Origin of the sequence: Mesorhizobium sp. M0195 (assembly GCF_040322115.1) — a bacterium.
Classification (GTDB): Bacteria; Pseudomonadota; Alphaproteobacteria; order Rhizobiales; family Rhizobiaceae; genus Mesorhizobium.
Genome location: NZ_JAMYSV010000017.1, coordinates 81,319 through 96,752 on the forward strand (window position 1 = coordinate 81,319; position 15,434 = coordinate 96,752).

The following is a 15,434-nucleotide window of genomic DNA, read 5'->3' on the forward strand; positions in this document are numbered from 1 at the left end:
CCCCTTGATTTTTCCCGACAGAGGATCATCAATGTTCCCTTGGGTATTCGCTGAGGTGGAGGCCTTGGATGAACGTTCGGACGAACTGCCGACCCAACAAAGTGACTGCCAATGAGCTTGTTGAAGAGCTGATTTTAGAAGACCGGCGCGGCCAAATCATTTCCGTCAAAGAGACTATCGCAGCGGTGCGTCGAGACGGGCCACATCTGGCGGAAACTGACTGCGATCTGGTGGGGCTTATTGTCGATTTTGCCCCAGCCTTTGGCCTGTTCGTCGCGTTCGACCTTCGCGAATAGCGGCATGGCGCTCTCCATTGGTTCAACCCTCCGGTGTACGTCGGGACGACCGACCCAGGTTGTGGGACGAAAGGCGGATCGAGGAGCGCTCTACAGGGTCGAGAGGGGCATGGGAGGTCCTCGCGCGAGCCAATATATCCGATCACCGGCTCAGAAACTCTAGCCAAACATTCCTGACAGTTGCGGCCCAGCACCGTACCAATGTACGATTCATACATGGCATTGATGTCGGTCAGGGAGGGAGTAGAGTCCCCTTCGGCGTGTCCCTGGGGAGGGTTGGCCCATCCGCGCAGCATCCGGTTCAGCCGCTTCCGGCCGGTAAGTCTCCTGCCTGAGTGCAAGCGCCAGTTCACCGAGCCACCGTTCGACCCCATAGGCTTCGATGTCCGCAAAGTCCCGACCATCTGCGCCCGGCGCGCCCTTGTTGGAGCGGCACTGGGCATAGGCGTACGCCAGAATATCCTCGCGGCTGATCTTGTTGTACAGGGCATAGAAACGATAACCGGCTTCTGCCTTCGCTTTCGCATGTGACGCCGTCTGAAAGTTCCTGAACACTTTTCGGAGTTGATAGGTTGCCCAATCGCCAGGTCCCTCTCCGCTTATTGCGTTCGTCTTGAACTGAGGTGCCTTCCCTCCACCGGCGTTACCCGGCTTCAGCGGTACTACGAACCTCTCCGCCACCCCAGGGCGCCCGGCCTGTCCCTCGCGGGCATCCGGTTGGTCATCCCTGACCACGTCCTGGGGCTTCCCGTGTTGCGTGCACTTTCCTTGTGTACATGCTGCCGCCACTACCCCGGTGCAGCAGATGGGCTCAAACGTCGCTCAAATTCACCCATCCGTATCAGCCTTCCCCGAAAGGGCTGTCGGGTCGGCCTGCACATCGACCTTTTCGAGGCTTGCTCAGCGTTCACTCACGTTGCGGCCTGCACACTCGCGCGGTCACCAATTCGTGACCCGCTAATCGACGGCTTCAGCCATTTCGTCACCTCCATGACTGCTCCGATTGCTTCCGGCTGGAGCGGTTGCCGGGTGGGGCTTGCACCCACTGGAAAGTGCCGCCTTGTCACGGCGCACACCCCTAATGGTCATTCCGGAGGCGAGATTGCAGGTCCGAATCGGATTGAGAAAACGGACGTTCGGTCATCCATCTGCGCCGACCGTCGCGCCACCCCGCTGGCGAGACGCCCGTGAGCCTCTTGAAACTCCGACTGAAGGCCGCCTCCGCCGGCGTACAAGCCTACGGTGAAGGCCGCCTTGTCGCCTTGGGACGAACATTGCAAGTCCGGGGAATAATCCTGGGAGGAGTCCTATGACGATTCCGCGCGTGGAAGTGATCACCTTGGTGCAGCGCCGGCGGCGCTGGTCGCGGGCGGTGAAGGAGCGGCTGGTTACGGCGCGTTCGAGCCAGGCGTCACGGTATCGGAGGATACGCAGTATCGTGTGCCGGCTACGTCAACCGATTTGCGACATCTCCCAAATTTCTCGTGAAATGTTGGGGATAACCGTACTGGCCGCATTGCGACGGAATGGGTGTCCACTACACGATTAGGCCTTGGTGGGGTTAACCGCAAGAATGTTGAGAGAACGAGGTGCCCATCAATGGCTGCGACGGATCTTCCTGGCGATTGGACCGGACAGTACAAGGGATCGAAACTGAACCTCTCGGGGTTCAAGCTCTCCTTTTCTGACGAGTTCAACACGCTTGATGTCGTGCCGAACAACGGCACCGGCAAGTGGTTCGCGCCGGTACACTCCCCCTACGGGGCCGCCACGTTCATGTCGCCGGTGGGGGCAACGAATCCGTTCTCTGTCTCTGACGGGAAGCTGACCATTACCATGAAGCAGGCGGGCGGCGTCTGGCAGTCGGGAACGATGCAAACGGTTAACAGCGCCGGCCAGGGTTTCGCGCAAGTGAACGGGTATTTCGAGATGCGCGCCGCCTTTCACGGCGGGGCGGGAGCCTGGCCGGCCTTCTGGATGCTGCCGCAGGATACCTCCGTACCGCGTCCTGAGGTCGATATCGTTGAAGCGTATGGCGGCGATCCTGATGGTCATCACCGGGCGGTGCACTTGCGCACTTCGGAAAGTTACGCTCGGGGCGACTATACGCGCCTGGCCGATTCGATGTTCGACGGGGCGTTTCACACCTATGGCGCGAGGATCACGACGGACTGGATCACCGTCTACTATGACGGCCAAGAGTTGAGCCGCTTTCCAATGAGCGAGTTCTTCCGCACGCCACTTTATATGGTGGTCTCGCTGGCCATGAATCCCAAAGAGGTCGAGCAGGCGTCCGGCACGTACAAGATGGTCGTCGACTACGTCCGCGCCTATGCCGCGCCGAACGTGATGGAGCAGCACCTGACCGGGACGGCTGCGGCGGATATCCTGAAGGGCGGCAATTTTGATGACGTTCTGGACGGCAGAGGTGGTGCTGACAGAATGTCCGGCGGTCTGGGCAACGATACCTACCGCGTCGATAACGCATTCGACGTAGTCATTGAGGCTGAGGGCGCCGGAATCGATCTGGTCTCCAGCCTGATATCGTATTCGCTGTCCGGCCGGCAAATAGAGCAGCTCACGCTCACCGGCGTTGCCGACATCGACGCGATGGGTAACGAACTCGACAACACGCTGGTCGGCAACGCCGGCAGGAACCTGCTATCCGGCGGGGTCGGAATCGACAAGATGGAGGGCGGCGCAGGCAACGATACCTACTATGTTGACAATGCGCTCGACCGCGTGGTCGAGGGCGACGCGGCGGGCAACGACCGGGTATTCAGCTCGATCACCTATTCACTGCCCAGCCATGTCGAAAATATGACTCTCACGGGCGTCGCCAACATCAACGCCCAAGGCAATTCTTCCGACAACGAGCTGACCGGGAACAATGGGAACAACCGGTTATCTAGCTATGATGGCGCGGACCGGCTCGATGGCGGGACCGGGGCTGACCTGTTGAATGGCGGTGCCGGCAACGATACCTATTATGTGGACAATGTACTGGACAACGTCATCGACGAAGCGGGCCTCGACCAGATTTTCAGCTTGGTCACGTACTCACTGGCGGTCGATCGCCGGCTGGTAGAAAATCTGCATCTGACCGGAAACGCCAACGTCGGAGCCACGGGAAATTCCCTCGACAACGTGCTCGACGGCAACGACAGCGACAACAAACTGGACGGCGGCCGAGGCAATGATTCCGTGCTTGGGCGGGGTGGCAACGATGCACTAACGGGCGGTCTGGGCATTGACCAGCTTACTGGTGGCGGCGGCAACGATTCCTTCGTTTTCAGCGCGCCGCTCTCAGTGGCAAACCGCGACATCATCACTGATTTCAACCATACGGCCGATACATTCAGGCTCCAGAATGCGGTAATGCAGGAGCTGGGAGCCACCGGAGCCCTCGAGCCAAGGTATTTCTTCGCTGGAACTAGCGCGCACGACGCCGACGACCACATCGTCTATGACAAGGCTACGGGTGCGTTGTTTTACGATTCCAACGGAAACGTCGCAGGCGGCGTGACACAGCTCGCGACGCTGACGAACAGGCCGACGCTGCTGGCCGACGATTTTTTCGTGATCTGATCCGGCGCCTACAGCGGTGCGCGTGAAAACGAGATCTCACGGTACACGACAGTCAGGGTGAGAACGGGATGATGTGTTTGGATTGAAGATTCCTCAGCAAAAGGATCTTCGCCCATGCCACTGATTCATTCCGCTCTCATCGAGACGTTAGGTTGGCACTTTGCATTGAGCAAGGGCCGGCTTGTGACGCTTGCAGTGCTGATCGCCGGGCTTGCCCAGTCGCGCAGCGTCAACCTTTCGCATCTGGCCGTGCATCTGTGCGGCCCGGTGTGCCATGCCTCGAAATATCGGCGGCTACAGCGGTTCTTCCAGTTCGTCCAGCTCGACCAAGCCGTGGCGGCGCGGCTCGTAGTGTACATGCTCAACCTGGAGCGACCAAAGTATCTGGCGCTCGATCGCAACCAACTGGAAGCTCGGATCGCGCGACATCAACATCCTGATGCTGGCGATCGTCACAAGGCGCTTCCGGGTGCCGCTGCTGTTTGCCTTACTACCGCATCAGGGCAACTCCGACACGGGTCACCGCATCGCACTGATGCGCCGTTATCTTAGCCTGTTTCCTGCTGCCTCCATCCGCTACCTGCTCGCCGATCGTGAGTTCATCGGCGCCGAATGGATGGATTTCCCCAACGAAAACAATATCCCCTTTGCCATCCGGGTGAAGGTCGACATGACCGTCACCCTCGAGGACGGTCGCTCATGGTCGCTCGCCACGCTCTTGCGGCGCAGGCGGGCCTGATGCGCAACCCTCGTCGGGTACCTCAACGGCACAGTAGGCGCCACGCGCGAGCCTCTTCGTCTTGCCGCCAAACGCCTTGGCAACGGCGAATGGCTGATCGTGGCCACCAATCGCCCGATCCGAAGCAGGCCCTCAACGACTACCGAAAGCGGTGGGGTATCGAATGCCTGTTCGGTGATACCAAGACACGAGGCCTCAATCTCGAGGACACCCACATCACCAATCCCGAGAAGTTCGCAAGCCTCATCGTCGTCGTCGTCATGCTCGCCATCACATGGGCCTATCGATGCGCCACCCAGACCCATGGGCATAAAGGCCATACCGCGCAAAAGCCACGGTAGACGGGAGAAGTCGTGGTTCCGTATCGGTCTCGACGCGCTGAGGAACTGGATACTCAACAGCCCCAAAGCAGCTGCCCATGCATGGCTCGCAAAAGCACCCCGACGACCGATTACGGTCTCAAAACACGCCTGAGTCGTGTACCGTGAACGAGATCACCGCGCACCGCTGTAGCTTCTTGTTTGCGCATCGCTTTGTTCGAAAAACCGGTGACCACTTTTTCGAGCGCTAGTTCTACTGCGTCATAAACTGTGTTGGATGTCTTTGGCAGCAGGGATATCGTGTGATGTTATTCCTACAACGTCGCTCCGACTGATCCAGTGCCCGTTCGTGACAGCTAGCGAGAACAGCGCCCATAAGCTCCGGCAAGGCCGCTGGTGGCTTTTCCCGTGGTGGGCGAAGGAGATGCCGAACGCCTGATTTCAGGCGTTCGCGATCGACTTCCAGCGCGCCAGCCGCTCTGCGATCAACTCCGCGCGCTGGCGATCGTCGTTTCCGTCCAGGATGGCCAATCCGCCGGATCGGCGCCCAGGTAGACACCGGATGTCCGCGCGTTCACGCCCTCGGGGCCGTCCGAACGGGTCGTAAAATACCCGGCGGCGCGATCGACGCACTCCAGCAGGATCTCTCCCCTACCGCACAATTGCGGTGCGCTAGGGTCGCGGGGCCGTTCTCGATTCCAGTAGTAGAATACGCCGGCAGGCTCCTTCCTCTCCTTCAGGGCTTCGCTCCAGTATCTGGCGGACAGAGTGCCGTCCTCCAGCCATGAGCGGCCACGCAGCTCCAGCGTACTGTCGAGGGCTCGCGAGATGCGCAGGAGGCCTACGGCGGAAGGCTCCCGCGGGCCCGCGCGCCGAGAGGGAGAATTGCCACCACAGGCCCTCAATGCGTGCGACGCGGCCCTAGCTCTCGATCGCCTTTCGAAGCTTCTGGTTGATGGTCCTCATCTCGGCAGCCTTTGTCGCTTCGCCGTATCGTACGCACGTCAATCCGAGGAGATCGGTCGGAAGCTTCGAACCCCTCGCATGCAGTATGAAGGTTCGGCGCGAGCCGAGGACGCTGCTGAAAGACCGGCTTCGAAGACGACATGGTCGCGCGGAGAAGCCTGGCCGGAAACAGCGGAAGGGGAAGCGTGCAGGCTGGCCGTCGTCCAGTCGTCGCGGGCGAACACGAACGCCGCGAAGTCCACTTCACGCGTAAGCTCGAGGAGACGGGTCAGCGTGGTCGTGCCTGGATTGAAGGATGTCGTCCAGGGATCCGACATGCGCGACGTCTTCGAGGCCGCGCGTAAGCGCCTGCACCAGCTTCATCTGCGCTCCCGACGAGCCAAGGAAAATGCGGGGCTTGTTCATCTATTCCCTCACTACAGCAGGTCGTACCACCGCCGTCCCCGCTGCCACGGTGTCTTAACCACGCTGAATGCGTAAGACACGCACGGAAACGATCCCCGCCCGCGGCCGAATCTGTAGGGTACTTGTGGAGAGCAGCCACCGAGAGAACTGCACTTGCGTGCGCCTTCCGCGTTAGGCTGTCGCGACCTGAAATGACCTGCCGAGGTGGAAGGAGCCCCGCTAGTTGGCGACGGCTCGCAAGGGCTAGTCCCGATTTGAACCGCTGAGGACCTTTGCCACCTATGCGCCACCGATCTTCGTCGAGGGCGCATTCATCGCCGCCTCTGGCGGCTTCATCTCCATCGCCGTGGCGATCGGCATCTCGGTCTGGCGGGCGCGCGAGGCGAAGAACGTCGAGACATACGGATCGGCGCGCTGGGCGAAACCGTCAAGTCCGCCGGTCTGCTCGGGCTGACGGCGTGGTACTCGGCATGTTCGATCGCGATTATCTCCGTCACGACGGGCCGGAACATGTTCTGTGCTTCGCGCCGACGAGAAGCGGCAAAGGCGTCGGCCTCGTCGTGCCATCGCTTCTCACCAGGTCGGGCTCGGCCATCGTGCACGATATCAAGGGTGAGAACTGGCAGCTCGCTGCAGGCTTTCGCGCCAGGCACGCCAGGCACGGGCGGGTGCTGCTGTTCGATCCCACGAACAGGAAGTCCTCCGCCTACAACCCGCTTCTCGAAGTGCGCCGCGGCGAGTGGGAGGTGCGTGACGTCCAGAATGTCGCCGACGTGCTGGTCGATCCCGAAGGCTCGCTCGAAAAGCGCAATCACTGGGAGAAGACCAGCCACTCACTGCTCGTCGGGGCGATCCTGCACGTACTCTACTCCGAGCCCGACAAGACGCTGGCCGGCGTCGCGGGATTCCCGTCAGACCCAAAGCGGCCGATCGAGACCACTCTGGCAGCGATGATGACGACGCCGCATCTCGGAGAGATCGCCTCGCATCCCGTCGTCGCCTCAACGGCGCGCGAGCTCTTGAACAAATCCGACAACGAGCGGTCTGGCATTCTCTCCACCGCGATGTCGCTCACGCCGTGCTGCTGCTGGACCGAGCCGGATGGCACACCACCGGCAATCTCGTCTGGCCAAAAAACATCACGCCGATCCTGCTGCCATCGCGCTCTCCGGAGCTCAATCTGGTCGAGCAGGTCTGGCAACATCTGCGCGCCAACTTCCTCTCCAACCGCGTCTTCGACACATATGGCGACATCATCGACGCTGCCTGCGACGCATGGAAAAGGCTTGCCGCAAAGCCCGACGCAATCACCTCAATCGGAATGCGGAAGTGGGCACATTCAGGTCATTTATGAGGGCCGTTGGTATAAGTTAGCGTAGCGCCCTGCCCTCCCCTAGGCCTGCAAAGCCCTCACCCTAGATTCGGCGGCGGCATCTTGAAAAGACATGCACACGGCGGGATTACGCCTGTACGAACATTGGCCCTGCACCGGAAAGCAGACACGCGCAATGCGATTGCGAGCAGACGGGTTCGCGAATGTCGCGATCAACCGTGAGGCTGGTGCACATTCATCTCGACCTATCTTGATCACGCAGGATTACCCCTGCGTACCCGTCTGGCGGCCCCACTTGGAACTACATGCCGGAAAACGGTAGCCATCCATGAAGAAGGGGAACGCTTTCGTCGTAAAGCTGAGCAAGAGGACCATCAAACGTGCTGCCTGATAGTTATCGGCTCTTGGCCGGCGCAGGTTCAAATCAGGGACGCGCAACCACCGATACCGACATTCACTGATCGTAGTGATCTGAAAAAACTGAGCCGCATCTTGTTACCGGTAGTCTTAAGGCCCGCTCCCCTCATCACGACGCTGGAAGCAGACGACGCACGCCCAAGACTGGCTCGCGCGCAGCGCCGACGGCCGATGGTCGCCAGCCACGTCTCGCCGAACGGCCCCATGTTCACGGCCGTTGGCCGCGTCGAAACCTCGTGATCGAGCGGCAAAAGCGGCAGCACCAGTTCGCCGAAGCGATAGGCTTCCTCCAGATGCGGATAGTCGGGCAGGATGAAGGTATCGATCCCAATGCGCGGTATTCGTCGATCCGCTCCGCCATTGTCGCCGCGTCGCCGACCAGGGCGGTGCCGGCGCCACCGCGCTAGGCCGACGGCCGGCCCTCAGGGTTCGGGCTGATTTCGAGTTTGTCGCGACGGCCCCCGTGCAGCCGGCCCATGCGCGACTGGCCGACGGAATCCATGCGCGAAAACCTTCTGCGCCTTTGAAAGGCTCCGATGACTCAGAAACCCTGCGCTCTCAATTAACCCAATTCTGTCTCATTGGCGCTGACGCCGGTGAGAAGGCGCATATGTCCGGTGCGGCGACTTACGACGCCGACGAGAAGGACTTTACCGAGGGATGCGAGGACGACCGGCACCACTTCCGGTTTCATTGTCTCCCCGGAGCATGCCACGGAGATGCTCGAGCACGTGGGATATGCATCATTGAACGATCAAAGGCGATCTCGCCAAGAGCAACAGACTCTAACGCGGCGCGATTGAGGATCGTCAGCGAGCCGTGGTCGTATCGGGTCATATACCGCCGTTCCCATTCTCTCAGGCAACGATTCACTTTCGCTCGAGAAGCCGGGACCATTGCCGCGAGGTCGGTCTGCGAAATGTGGATACTCAGAGCTCTATCCACGGTAGTCGTGCTGTGCGGCCTCTCTGTCAATCGCAAGAGCGTGCTCGCCAATCGAGTGGATAGGGCACTGGCCGCACTTTGGATCACTCGCTCCTGCGCGTCGTGGGTTGCTTCGCACAAGTACGGGATCACCTTTAATGCGAGATCGGGGTGTTTGTCGAAGACCCTAACCATGAAAGCTACTTCGATTTGCAGCAAGTCGCTGTCCGCAACTGACTCAGCATTCATGTTACTTCTTCGCGTGATGAACAACCTAGTCAGGTCGAAAGTGTCACCGGGACCAAGATCTGCAAAGATGAATTCACGTCCATCCGAGATGGGAGCACTAAGCCGAATTTTTCCTTGAATTATGTAGTAAATATAAATTGGCACGTCGCCAAGGCGAGTTAAGACTTTATTCTTCGGAACCCTTCGTAGAATGGCCACTTTCGCCAGTTCACTAAGAATACTTGGGTCAAATTGCTGAAATAAGCGTATTTTATCGAGCTGTTTGACCCGGACCTCAGCGCCGCAATCTGCCATGGCTCCTGCCCCCCTGATAGGGTAAAGCGCCCCGGTCCCCAAAAGCGTTGCCTTGACTACCTCTTAGAACGAGCCCGATTTCGGGCCGTTCTCGCGCAAGAGCGCTCAGACAGAAGTGTTACCATATTAGGATAGCATAAAATAGGCACTCCTATGTGCCCGGGGTAACAGCGACCCTGTCTCTGAGAGAGTTTAAATCAAATGTGATCGACTGAAAGCCGTTGGGATAACCCCCTTCTATGGGACGGCGTGTGCCATGCCCCAAGAAGGAGAAGGGATACAACAGGATTCGGGGGCTTGTCTCCATGCGGCATGCACCAACCCAGGCGTCGCGTGCGTTCTTGAAGCGGAGCGTAGAACCGCTACGGCTTCCTGTGGGAGCAGTTTGCGTGTTTCTTGCAACTGCTGATTTCCTCCTTGGAGAGACGATACTTCTTGCGTCAAATGACGTCTATCATAGGTACGTCGGCGTGAGCCCGCCAGATATTTGGGAGACGATTTATCTAAGTGTTACCGCCGGCCTATTGCTTGTCGCATTCATGGGGGCCAGAGGCGCCTACACGATCAGTGGCATCCTGGACGATCACCGCGTGATCAAAACACTCTTCACCGGGTGGTTATTCGTTTTCTTTTCAATTCTCTGGCTCGCCTTTCTCACGAAGACGACGTCGACGTTCTCCCGCGGTTCCTTGACGCTGGCGTTTGCGGTCGGATTCCCAACCCTGCTGCCTGGCCACGTGGTTCTAGCGCGTGTGCTGAAACGGCTTCTGGCCGCCGAGAAGCTCGTCCTGCGCACAGTTTATCTGTTTTACGCTGGCGGTCCTGGAATGGAAAAGGGGATAATCGGCAAGCTCGGGCAACAGGGCATCGCGGTTTGCGGTGTTTCGAACATCGAGAACCATGATGGCACGATCGCAGCACGATCGGTGCAAGCCGCCGTCGCAGCTGCGCAGGCTGCGTTCCGTAGTGACCCGTATGGGGCAGTTTATCTCTTTTGCTCTTGGGATCAGCGGAAGTTGATCGCAGGCATCCTGGACGAAATGTCCCGCCTCCCGCTGCCGATCTATCTTTTCGCCGATGCCTACATAGACAAGATTCTGGCCGGATGCCCGCTGCACACCGGCTGGCAGCGAGCCTTCGAAGTCCAGCGCGCGCCTTTGAGGCCTGCCGAACGCCTGCTGAAGCGGTTATTCGACATTGCCTTTGCATCACTGCTACTGCTCTTCCTGTTTCCGTTGATGGCCGTAGTCGCGTGTGCCATCGCGCTCGAGAGCGGTCGCCCAGTGCTGTTTCGGCAGACGCGGCGGGGTTTTTGTGGTAAGCCATTCAATATTTACAAGTTCCGATCAATGACCGTGCAGGAGAACGGTGCGGAAATTCGCCAGGCTCAGCGTAATGATGCGCGGGTTACCCGACTTGGCCGAATATTGCGCCAGTCAAATATCGACGAGCTGCCGCAGTTATTTAATGTGCTTCGGGGGGAAATGTCCCTCGTGGGGCCGCGACCCCACGCCCTCGCTCATGACGATACCTATAGTGCGATTATTGCGAGCTATGCTTATCGCCATCGTGTAAAACCCGGTTTGACAGGCTGGGCTCAGATCAATGGCTTTCGAGGGGAAACGAAGGAGCTGTGGAGGATGGAAAAACGCGTAGAGCATGACCTCTGGTACATACAGTCCTGGAGCGTGCAGCTCGATCTCAAGATAATTTGGACAACCGCTGTACTGGTGCTTTCGGATCGTAATGTCTATTGATGTATAGCAGCTTCTCAGAGACCGTTTTGAAAATCGGCTGACTATGGGTTCCGTCTGGGGCTGGGTTATGATTCAAGCTTTGGATGCGGACAGAGCCGTGGCCGGATGGCCCAGATCCGCCAAGAAGACCTTGCGCTACCCGTCTGATTTGACGGATGAGGAGTGGGAGCAGTTCGCGCCGCTGATGCCCAAGCCTGGGCGGCGTGGCCGTCCGCGCGAGGTTGATTTTCGCGAGGTGATCAATGCGGTGCGCTACCTGGTCCGTTCGGCTTGCGGCTGGCGGATGCTGCCGATCCACTTTGGACCCTGGCAGACGGTCTATGGCTGGTTTCCAGAGCTGGCGCGGCGGTTTCTGTTCCAGACCGTCCACGATGTGGCGCTGATCCTGGATCGTGAGCGGGCCGGACGCGAGGCGAGCCCGTCGGCGGTGATCGACAGCCAGTCTGTCAAGGCTCCGCAAGCTGGAACAAGGGGTTACGACGCCGGAAAGAAGATCGTCGGCCGCAAGCGACACATTGCCGTCGATACGGATGGGCGGCTCTTGATGGTCAATCTCACCACCGCCGATATCTCCGACAGCGCCGGCGCTCAGGCGATCTTGGATGGTAGCCGCAAGCGTTGGCCCTGGGTGAAGCATCTATTCGCCGACGGCGCCTATGACAGGCTGAAGCTCATGGACAAAGCCGCCTATCTCGACTTCGTGGTCGAGATCACTCGTCGATCCGACGACCAGAAGGGCTTCCAGATCCTGCCCCGCCGCTGGGTCGTCGAGCGGACCTTCGGCTGGATGACAAGATGCCGCCGCCTCGTGCGCGACTACGAGCAGCGCATCGATGTCTCGCAAGCCATGATCCTTGTCGCAATGGACGGCAATCTCATCCGCCGAAACGCTCATCCGTGAATTTCAAAACGGACTCTTAACTCTGTGTCCATGGAACCGGTAGCAGGCCGTAGAGCGGCCTCTCACATTAACTGCGCATTCTAAGGACAGTTCACGGTGGATGGATGGGGCACACCTCGCTCCAGACAACCAAAGGCTACGCCCACACGCCGAAGCACCTTCAGGCCAGTCTGAGCGTCTCTGAGGACGCGGAACAGGTCGATGCCGCGCTGCACTTGGCATGACGCGCGAGACCGACCGCACCGGCACGGCGGTCTTGTAGCATCGCCGGGAAGACTTGACAGGTTCTACCGAGCGCTCGCACCTTTGGGCATTGGAATACCTGTCCTGCCTGACTGGCTGCGGGACAGCTGCTTGAGAGAGCGGGTGAGCGGTGCCTCTACCCACAAATGCAGGCCAACGCTGAAGAGACAGACAGCGGCAAATGCGGCGAACAAATAAAAAGTGGCTGAGAAAATGGAACCAGCCGGAAGCACTTTTGCCGCAAGAAAGTACACGCCGTGCAGAATCAGCGGATGGATTAGGTAGGTCGCGTAGCTCGCAGACCCCAGCAGGAGAGCGCCTCGATGCGACGCCCGATGGTTTGAACGCTCAAGTATCAACGCTCCGGCGACGATGACCGTCGCTGGTAGGCCAAGCCGCATGAGCCTGATTTCCCCGGTGCGCGTAACCTCGACGCCCAAGTACCAGTCCTGGGCAATCAGCACAGCAATGGCTACCCCAATCGCGAGGACACTCAGTGTTGCTCCGTGGGGCAGGTCGAGTGCCCGTGACTTCAGATATAAGAGCCCCAGCAAGCAGCCGAGCGCGAACTCAAGTAGGATGGCATTCGTATAGTACTCGATCACAAAAGATTGTGGCTTGAATACTACGCCCATGAACCAAAACGACAGAAAGACCACCGACAAAATGGTAGTTGCCCGACTAATTCGACCCGAAAGCAGGAAAAGGCCGAAGAAGAAATAGAAAAAGGCCTCGTAGATCAGTGTCCATGCCGGACTGAGTATGGGCTCCGAAACGCCGTCGAGTCGTATATTCGGCAGTAAGAACAGGGATGTCAGCAGGTCCGAGCCGTCCCAATTGTGCAGTCCTGACGGACTGAAGCCGACAGAGCTGACGGCTACTATCGCGAAAGTGGTGATCCAGTATAGCGGCAATATCCGGATGAGTCGGTCACGCCAGAACGCGGCGGGGCCACAGTGGCTTCTGTCGCTCGCATAAACCATGATGAAGCCAGATATGACGAAGAATATATCGACACCCGCAGCCCCCAGATGTGAATGAAAGGGAAGCGGGTGCAGGCGCTCGATGAACGGTTGGGCATGGTACAAAACCACCGCATAGGCGGCCACAGCCCGAAGCACCTGGAGATTGTTCAGCATCAGCCTGGCTCTCGCGCTCGCGACAGTCATTTAGTCTGACCGGAGGTGATTTCGGAGGCAATTACCTCTTTCGACGCCTCGCATGCGACGTCGTACCTCCTATTGGGGAGATGGCGCTGCGCCCAGGCTCGCCCTTTCTGTCAATCGGCTCGCAATTATTCCACGCCGAAATACACAAGGCCTCGCATTGGACTGGCCACCGTATTCGAATGGGACATTCGCCGCCGAGCAAGACAATGCCAAGGCGGCTCACCGCGGCATTTGGCAGGGCCGGTTCGATCAACCTTGGGATTGCCGTGCGGCGAACGCCGACAACGTCGAGACAGTCAGCGAGCGATCCACCGGGTTCGGGCTTCTCAGAGACCGTTTTGAAAATCGGCTGACTATGGGTTCCGTCTGGGGCTGGGTTATGATTCAAGCTTTGGATGCGGACAGAGCAGAGCCGTGGCCGGATGGCCCAGATCCGCCAAGAAGACCTTGCGCTACCGTACGCCTCCGGCGAAGGCCGCCTTGCGCGAGCATGGCACGGTAGCGAAGCTGCGCTCTTAAGGTCGTCCTTACGAGCGTAGTTAGCAGCACAGCATGAGCCAGATGACGATATTGACCGGGCCGGAGCGCCGTCGTCGTTGGAGTGAAGAGGATCAGTGCCGGATACTGGCCGCGGCATTCGCGCCCGGGGCCACAGTGGCGGCGGTTGCGCGTCAGTACGATGTCGCGACCAGCCTGATCTATAAGTGGCGCCGCACGGTGAGAGCCCGCGAGACGGGCTTTGCCGAAGTTGTCGTGGCTCCCGATGAGCCTGTCGCCGTTTCGCGGCCGGCGGCATCCCCAGCGGTGATCGAGCTGGAGGTCGCCGGCAAGGTGCGGCTGCGGATTCCGCTGACCACGCCGCCAACACTGGCGGCAGCGATGGTGAAGGCGCTGGGCGTTTCATGATCCCGGTTCCGAGCCAGGTGCGGATCTGGTTGGCGGTCGGCCGGACCGATATGCGTCGCGGGATGCAAGGCCTCGCTCTGCAGGTTCAGGAGACGTTGGGCCGGGATCCGCATGCCGGCGATCTTTATGTCTTCCTTATCTGGCATGATGGGCTCGGCATGTCGCTATATGCAAAACGGCTCGAGAAGGGCCGGTTTCTCTGGCCGTCGCCGGCGGACGGTGCGATTTCCATATCACCGGCGCAGCTCGCCTACATGCTCGACGGGATCGATTGGCGCAACCCGCGTCACACGTTCCGCCCGCAGCGCGCGGGCTGAGTTTTTCTTTGAGTTTGCGCCATTTTCCGCGAGTCAGCGGACGCGTTTTATGATTCACTCCAGGGCATGGTTGCCACCGCCCAGGATGCTGTTCCGGACGATATTGGCGCGCTGAGAGCAGCGCTGACCGCGGCGCTGGCCAGAGCCGAAGACGAGGCCGCGCGCGCTGCGCTGGTCGAGGCCGAACTGGCGGTCGCCAGGGCCAAGGCATCGGATGATGCGGCGCTGATCGCACATCAGGATCTGACGATCCGGAAGCTGCAGCGGGCGCTGCATGGTCAGAGTTCTGAACGCTCAGCCCGTCTGCACGACCAGATGGAGCTCACCTTCGAGGAACTCGAGAGCACGGCGACGGAAGACGAGATCGCCGCCGAACAGGCCGCGGCCCGGACCACCGAGGTGGCGCCTTATGTGCGCAAACGACCAGCGCGCCAGCCATTTCCCGAGCATCTGCCACGCGAACGCGTGGTCGAGCCGGCGCCGAGCGCTTGCCACTGCTGTGGCGGTCATCGGCTGCGCAAGCTTGGTGAGGATATCACCGAGACGCTGGAGGTGGTGCCGCGGCAATGGAAGGTGATCCAGCACGTGCGGGAGAAGATCCTATGGGCGA

General features: G+C 59.7%; 12 protein-coding genes and 4 pseudogenes. 12 read left to right on the plus strand and 4 right to left on the minus strand.

All coding sequences use genetic code 11. From position 1 onward, the window contains the following. Window positions 1-68: 68 nt before the first annotated feature. From NKJ12_RS25435 to NKJ12_RS25455, 5 genes are all read left to right on the plus strand, one after another. Window positions 69-296, plus strand: coding sequence for a hypothetical protein (locus NKJ12_RS25435; protein ID WP_352705795.1), 228 nt, complete (start codon window positions 69-71; stop codon window positions 294-296). Window positions 297-1,895: 1,599 nt separating this feature from the next. Then, window positions 1,896-3,884 carry a family 16 glycosylhydrolase gene (locus NKJ12_RS25440; protein ID WP_352705797.1) on the plus strand — a complete coding sequence of 663 codons (1,989 nt, stop codon included), beginning with the start codon at window positions 1,896-1,898 and terminating at the stop codon, window positions 3,882-3,884. 114 nt (window positions 3,885-3,998) lie between these two features. Continuing rightward, on the plus strand, window positions 3,999-4,436 hold the full coding sequence (locus NKJ12_RS25445) for a hypothetical protein (RefSeq protein ID WP_352705799.1): 438 nt from the start codon (window positions 3,999-4,001) through the stop codon (window positions 4,434-4,436). Next, window positions 4,420-4,623 (plus strand): hypothetical protein, encoded by a 204-nt coding sequence (locus NKJ12_RS25450; protein ID WP_352705800.1) that lies wholly within the window; start codon window positions 4,420-4,422, stop codon window positions 4,621-4,623. Before NKJ12_RS25445 ends, NKJ12_RS25450 begins: the two co-directional genes overlap by 17 nt. After that, the gene (locus tag NKJ12_RS25455; protein WP_352705825.1) at window positions 4,623-4,964 is read left to right on the plus strand and encodes a transposase; all 342 of its coding nucleotides are present in this window, start codon (window positions 4,623-4,625) and stop codon (window positions 4,962-4,964) included. The genes NKJ12_RS25450 and NKJ12_RS25455 overlap by 1 nt, the downstream gene beginning before the upstream one ends. Window positions 4,965-5,947: 983 nt before the next feature. On the opposite strand, the gene NKJ12_RS25460 is transcribed toward NKJ12_RS25455, so the two are convergent. Then, window positions 5,948-6,226 carry a TIR domain-containing protein gene (locus NKJ12_RS25460; protein WP_352705802.1) on the minus strand — a complete coding sequence of 93 codons (279 nt, stop codon included), beginning with the start codon at window positions 6,224-6,226 and terminating at the stop codon, window positions 5,948-5,950. Window positions 6,227-6,585: 359 nt separating this feature from the next. Here NKJ12_RS25460 and NKJ12_RS25465 point away from each other — a divergent pair. Both NKJ12_RS25465 and NKJ12_RS25470 read left to right on the plus strand, forming a co-directional pair. Next, a pseudogene (locus NKJ12_RS25465) lies at window positions 6,586-7,384 on the plus strand (type IV secretory system conjugative DNA transfer family protein); the annotation flags it as partial. Beyond that, a pseudogene (locus NKJ12_RS25470) lies at window positions 7,384-7,668 on the plus strand (transposase); the annotation flags it as partial. The pseudogenes NKJ12_RS25465 and NKJ12_RS25470, both read left to right, overlap by 1 nt. A 486-nt stretch (window positions 7,669-8,154) precedes the next feature. On the opposite strand, the pseudogene NKJ12_RS25475 reads toward NKJ12_RS25470, so the two are convergent. Continuing rightward, window positions 8,155-8,575, minus strand: a pseudogene (locus NKJ12_RS25475) (hypothetical protein); the annotation flags it as partial. A 179-nt stretch (window positions 8,576-8,754) separates the two neighbouring features. Continuing rightward, window positions 8,755-9,531, minus strand: a complete 777-nt coding sequence (locus NKJ12_RS25480) for a Crp/Fnr family transcriptional regulator (RefSeq protein ID WP_352705804.1) — start codon at window positions 9,529-9,531, stop codon at window positions 8,755-8,757. Between the two features lie 389 nt (window positions 9,532-9,920). Here NKJ12_RS25480 and NKJ12_RS25485 point away from each other — a divergent pair, with 389 nt between their 5' ends. Further along, entirely contained in the window at window positions 9,921-11,288 is a 1,368-nt protein-coding gene (locus NKJ12_RS25485; RefSeq protein ID WP_352705806.1) for an exopolysaccharide biosynthesis polyprenyl glycosylphosphotransferase, read from the plus strand. 105 nt (window positions 11,289-11,393) lie between these two features. Further along, window positions 11,394-12,189, plus strand: a pseudogene (locus tag NKJ12_RS25490) (IS5 family transposase). A 287-nt stretch (window positions 12,190-12,476) separates the two neighbouring features. Here the strand turns inward: NKJ12_RS25490 and NKJ12_RS25495 are convergent. Next, window positions 12,477-13,571 (minus strand): acyltransferase family protein, encoded by a 1,095-nt coding sequence (locus NKJ12_RS25495; RefSeq protein ID WP_352705808.1) that lies wholly within the window; start codon window positions 13,569-13,571, stop codon window positions 12,477-12,479. Between the two features lie 582 nt (window positions 13,572-14,153). Here NKJ12_RS25495 and tnpA point away from each other — a divergent pair. From tnpA to NKJ12_RS25510, 3 genes are all read left to right on the plus strand, one after another. Continuing rightward, window positions 14,154-14,507, plus strand: a complete 354-nt coding sequence (gene tnpA / locus NKJ12_RS25500; RefSeq protein ID WP_352705810.1) for an IS66-like element accessory protein TnpA — start codon at window positions 14,154-14,156, stop codon at window positions 14,505-14,507. After that, the gene (gene tnpB, locus NKJ12_RS25505; protein WP_352705813.1) at window positions 14,504-14,824 is read left to right on the plus strand and encodes an IS66 family insertion sequence element accessory protein TnpB; all 321 of its coding nucleotides are present in this window, start codon (window positions 14,504-14,506) and stop codon (window positions 14,822-14,824) included. The genes tnpA and tnpB overlap by 4 nt, the downstream gene beginning before the upstream one ends. A 66-nt stretch (window positions 14,825-14,890) precedes the next feature. Further along, the coding region (locus NKJ12_RS25510; protein ID WP_352705815.1) for an IS66 family transposase at window positions 14,891-15,434 on the plus strand (544 nt) is incomplete at its 3' end.

Coding starts and splice junctions, on each gene's coding strand:
- NKJ12_RS25455 (WP_352705825.1), top strand. CDS start 4,623: ATGCGCAACCCTCGTCGGGTACCTCAACGGCACAGTAGGCGCCACGCG.
- NKJ12_RS25480 (WP_352705804.1), bottom strand. CDS start 9,531: ATGGCAGATTGCGGCGCTGAGGTCCGGGTCAAACAGCTCGATAAAATA.
- NKJ12_RS25440 (WP_352705797.1), top strand. CDS start 1,896: ATGGCTGCGACGGATCTTCCTGGCGATTGGACCGGACAGTACAAGGGA.
- NKJ12_RS25445 (WP_352705799.1), top strand. CDS start 3,999: ATGCCACTGATTCATTCCGCTCTCATCGAGACGTTAGGTTGGCACTTT.
- NKJ12_RS25460 (WP_352705802.1), bottom strand. CDS start 6,226: ATGTCGGATCCCTGGACGACATCCTTCAATCCAGGCACGACCACGCTG.
- NKJ12_RS25495 (WP_352705808.1), bottom strand. CDS start 13,571: ATGCTGAACAATCTCCAGGTGCTTCGGGCTGTGGCCGCCTATGCGGTG.
- tnpA (WP_352705810.1), top strand. CDS start 14,154: ATGAGCCAGATGACGATATTGACCGGGCCGGAGCGCCGTCGTCGTTGG.
- tnpB (WP_352705813.1), top strand. CDS start 14,504: ATGATCCCGGTTCCGAGCCAGGTGCGGATCTGGTTGGCGGTCGGCCGG.
- NKJ12_RS25435 (WP_352705795.1), top strand. CDS start 69: ATGAACGTTCGGACGAACTGCCGACCCAACAAAGTGACTGCCAATGAG.
- NKJ12_RS25450 (WP_352705800.1), top strand. CDS start 4,420: ATGCGCCGTTATCTTAGCCTGTTTCCTGCTGCCTCCATCCGCTACCTG.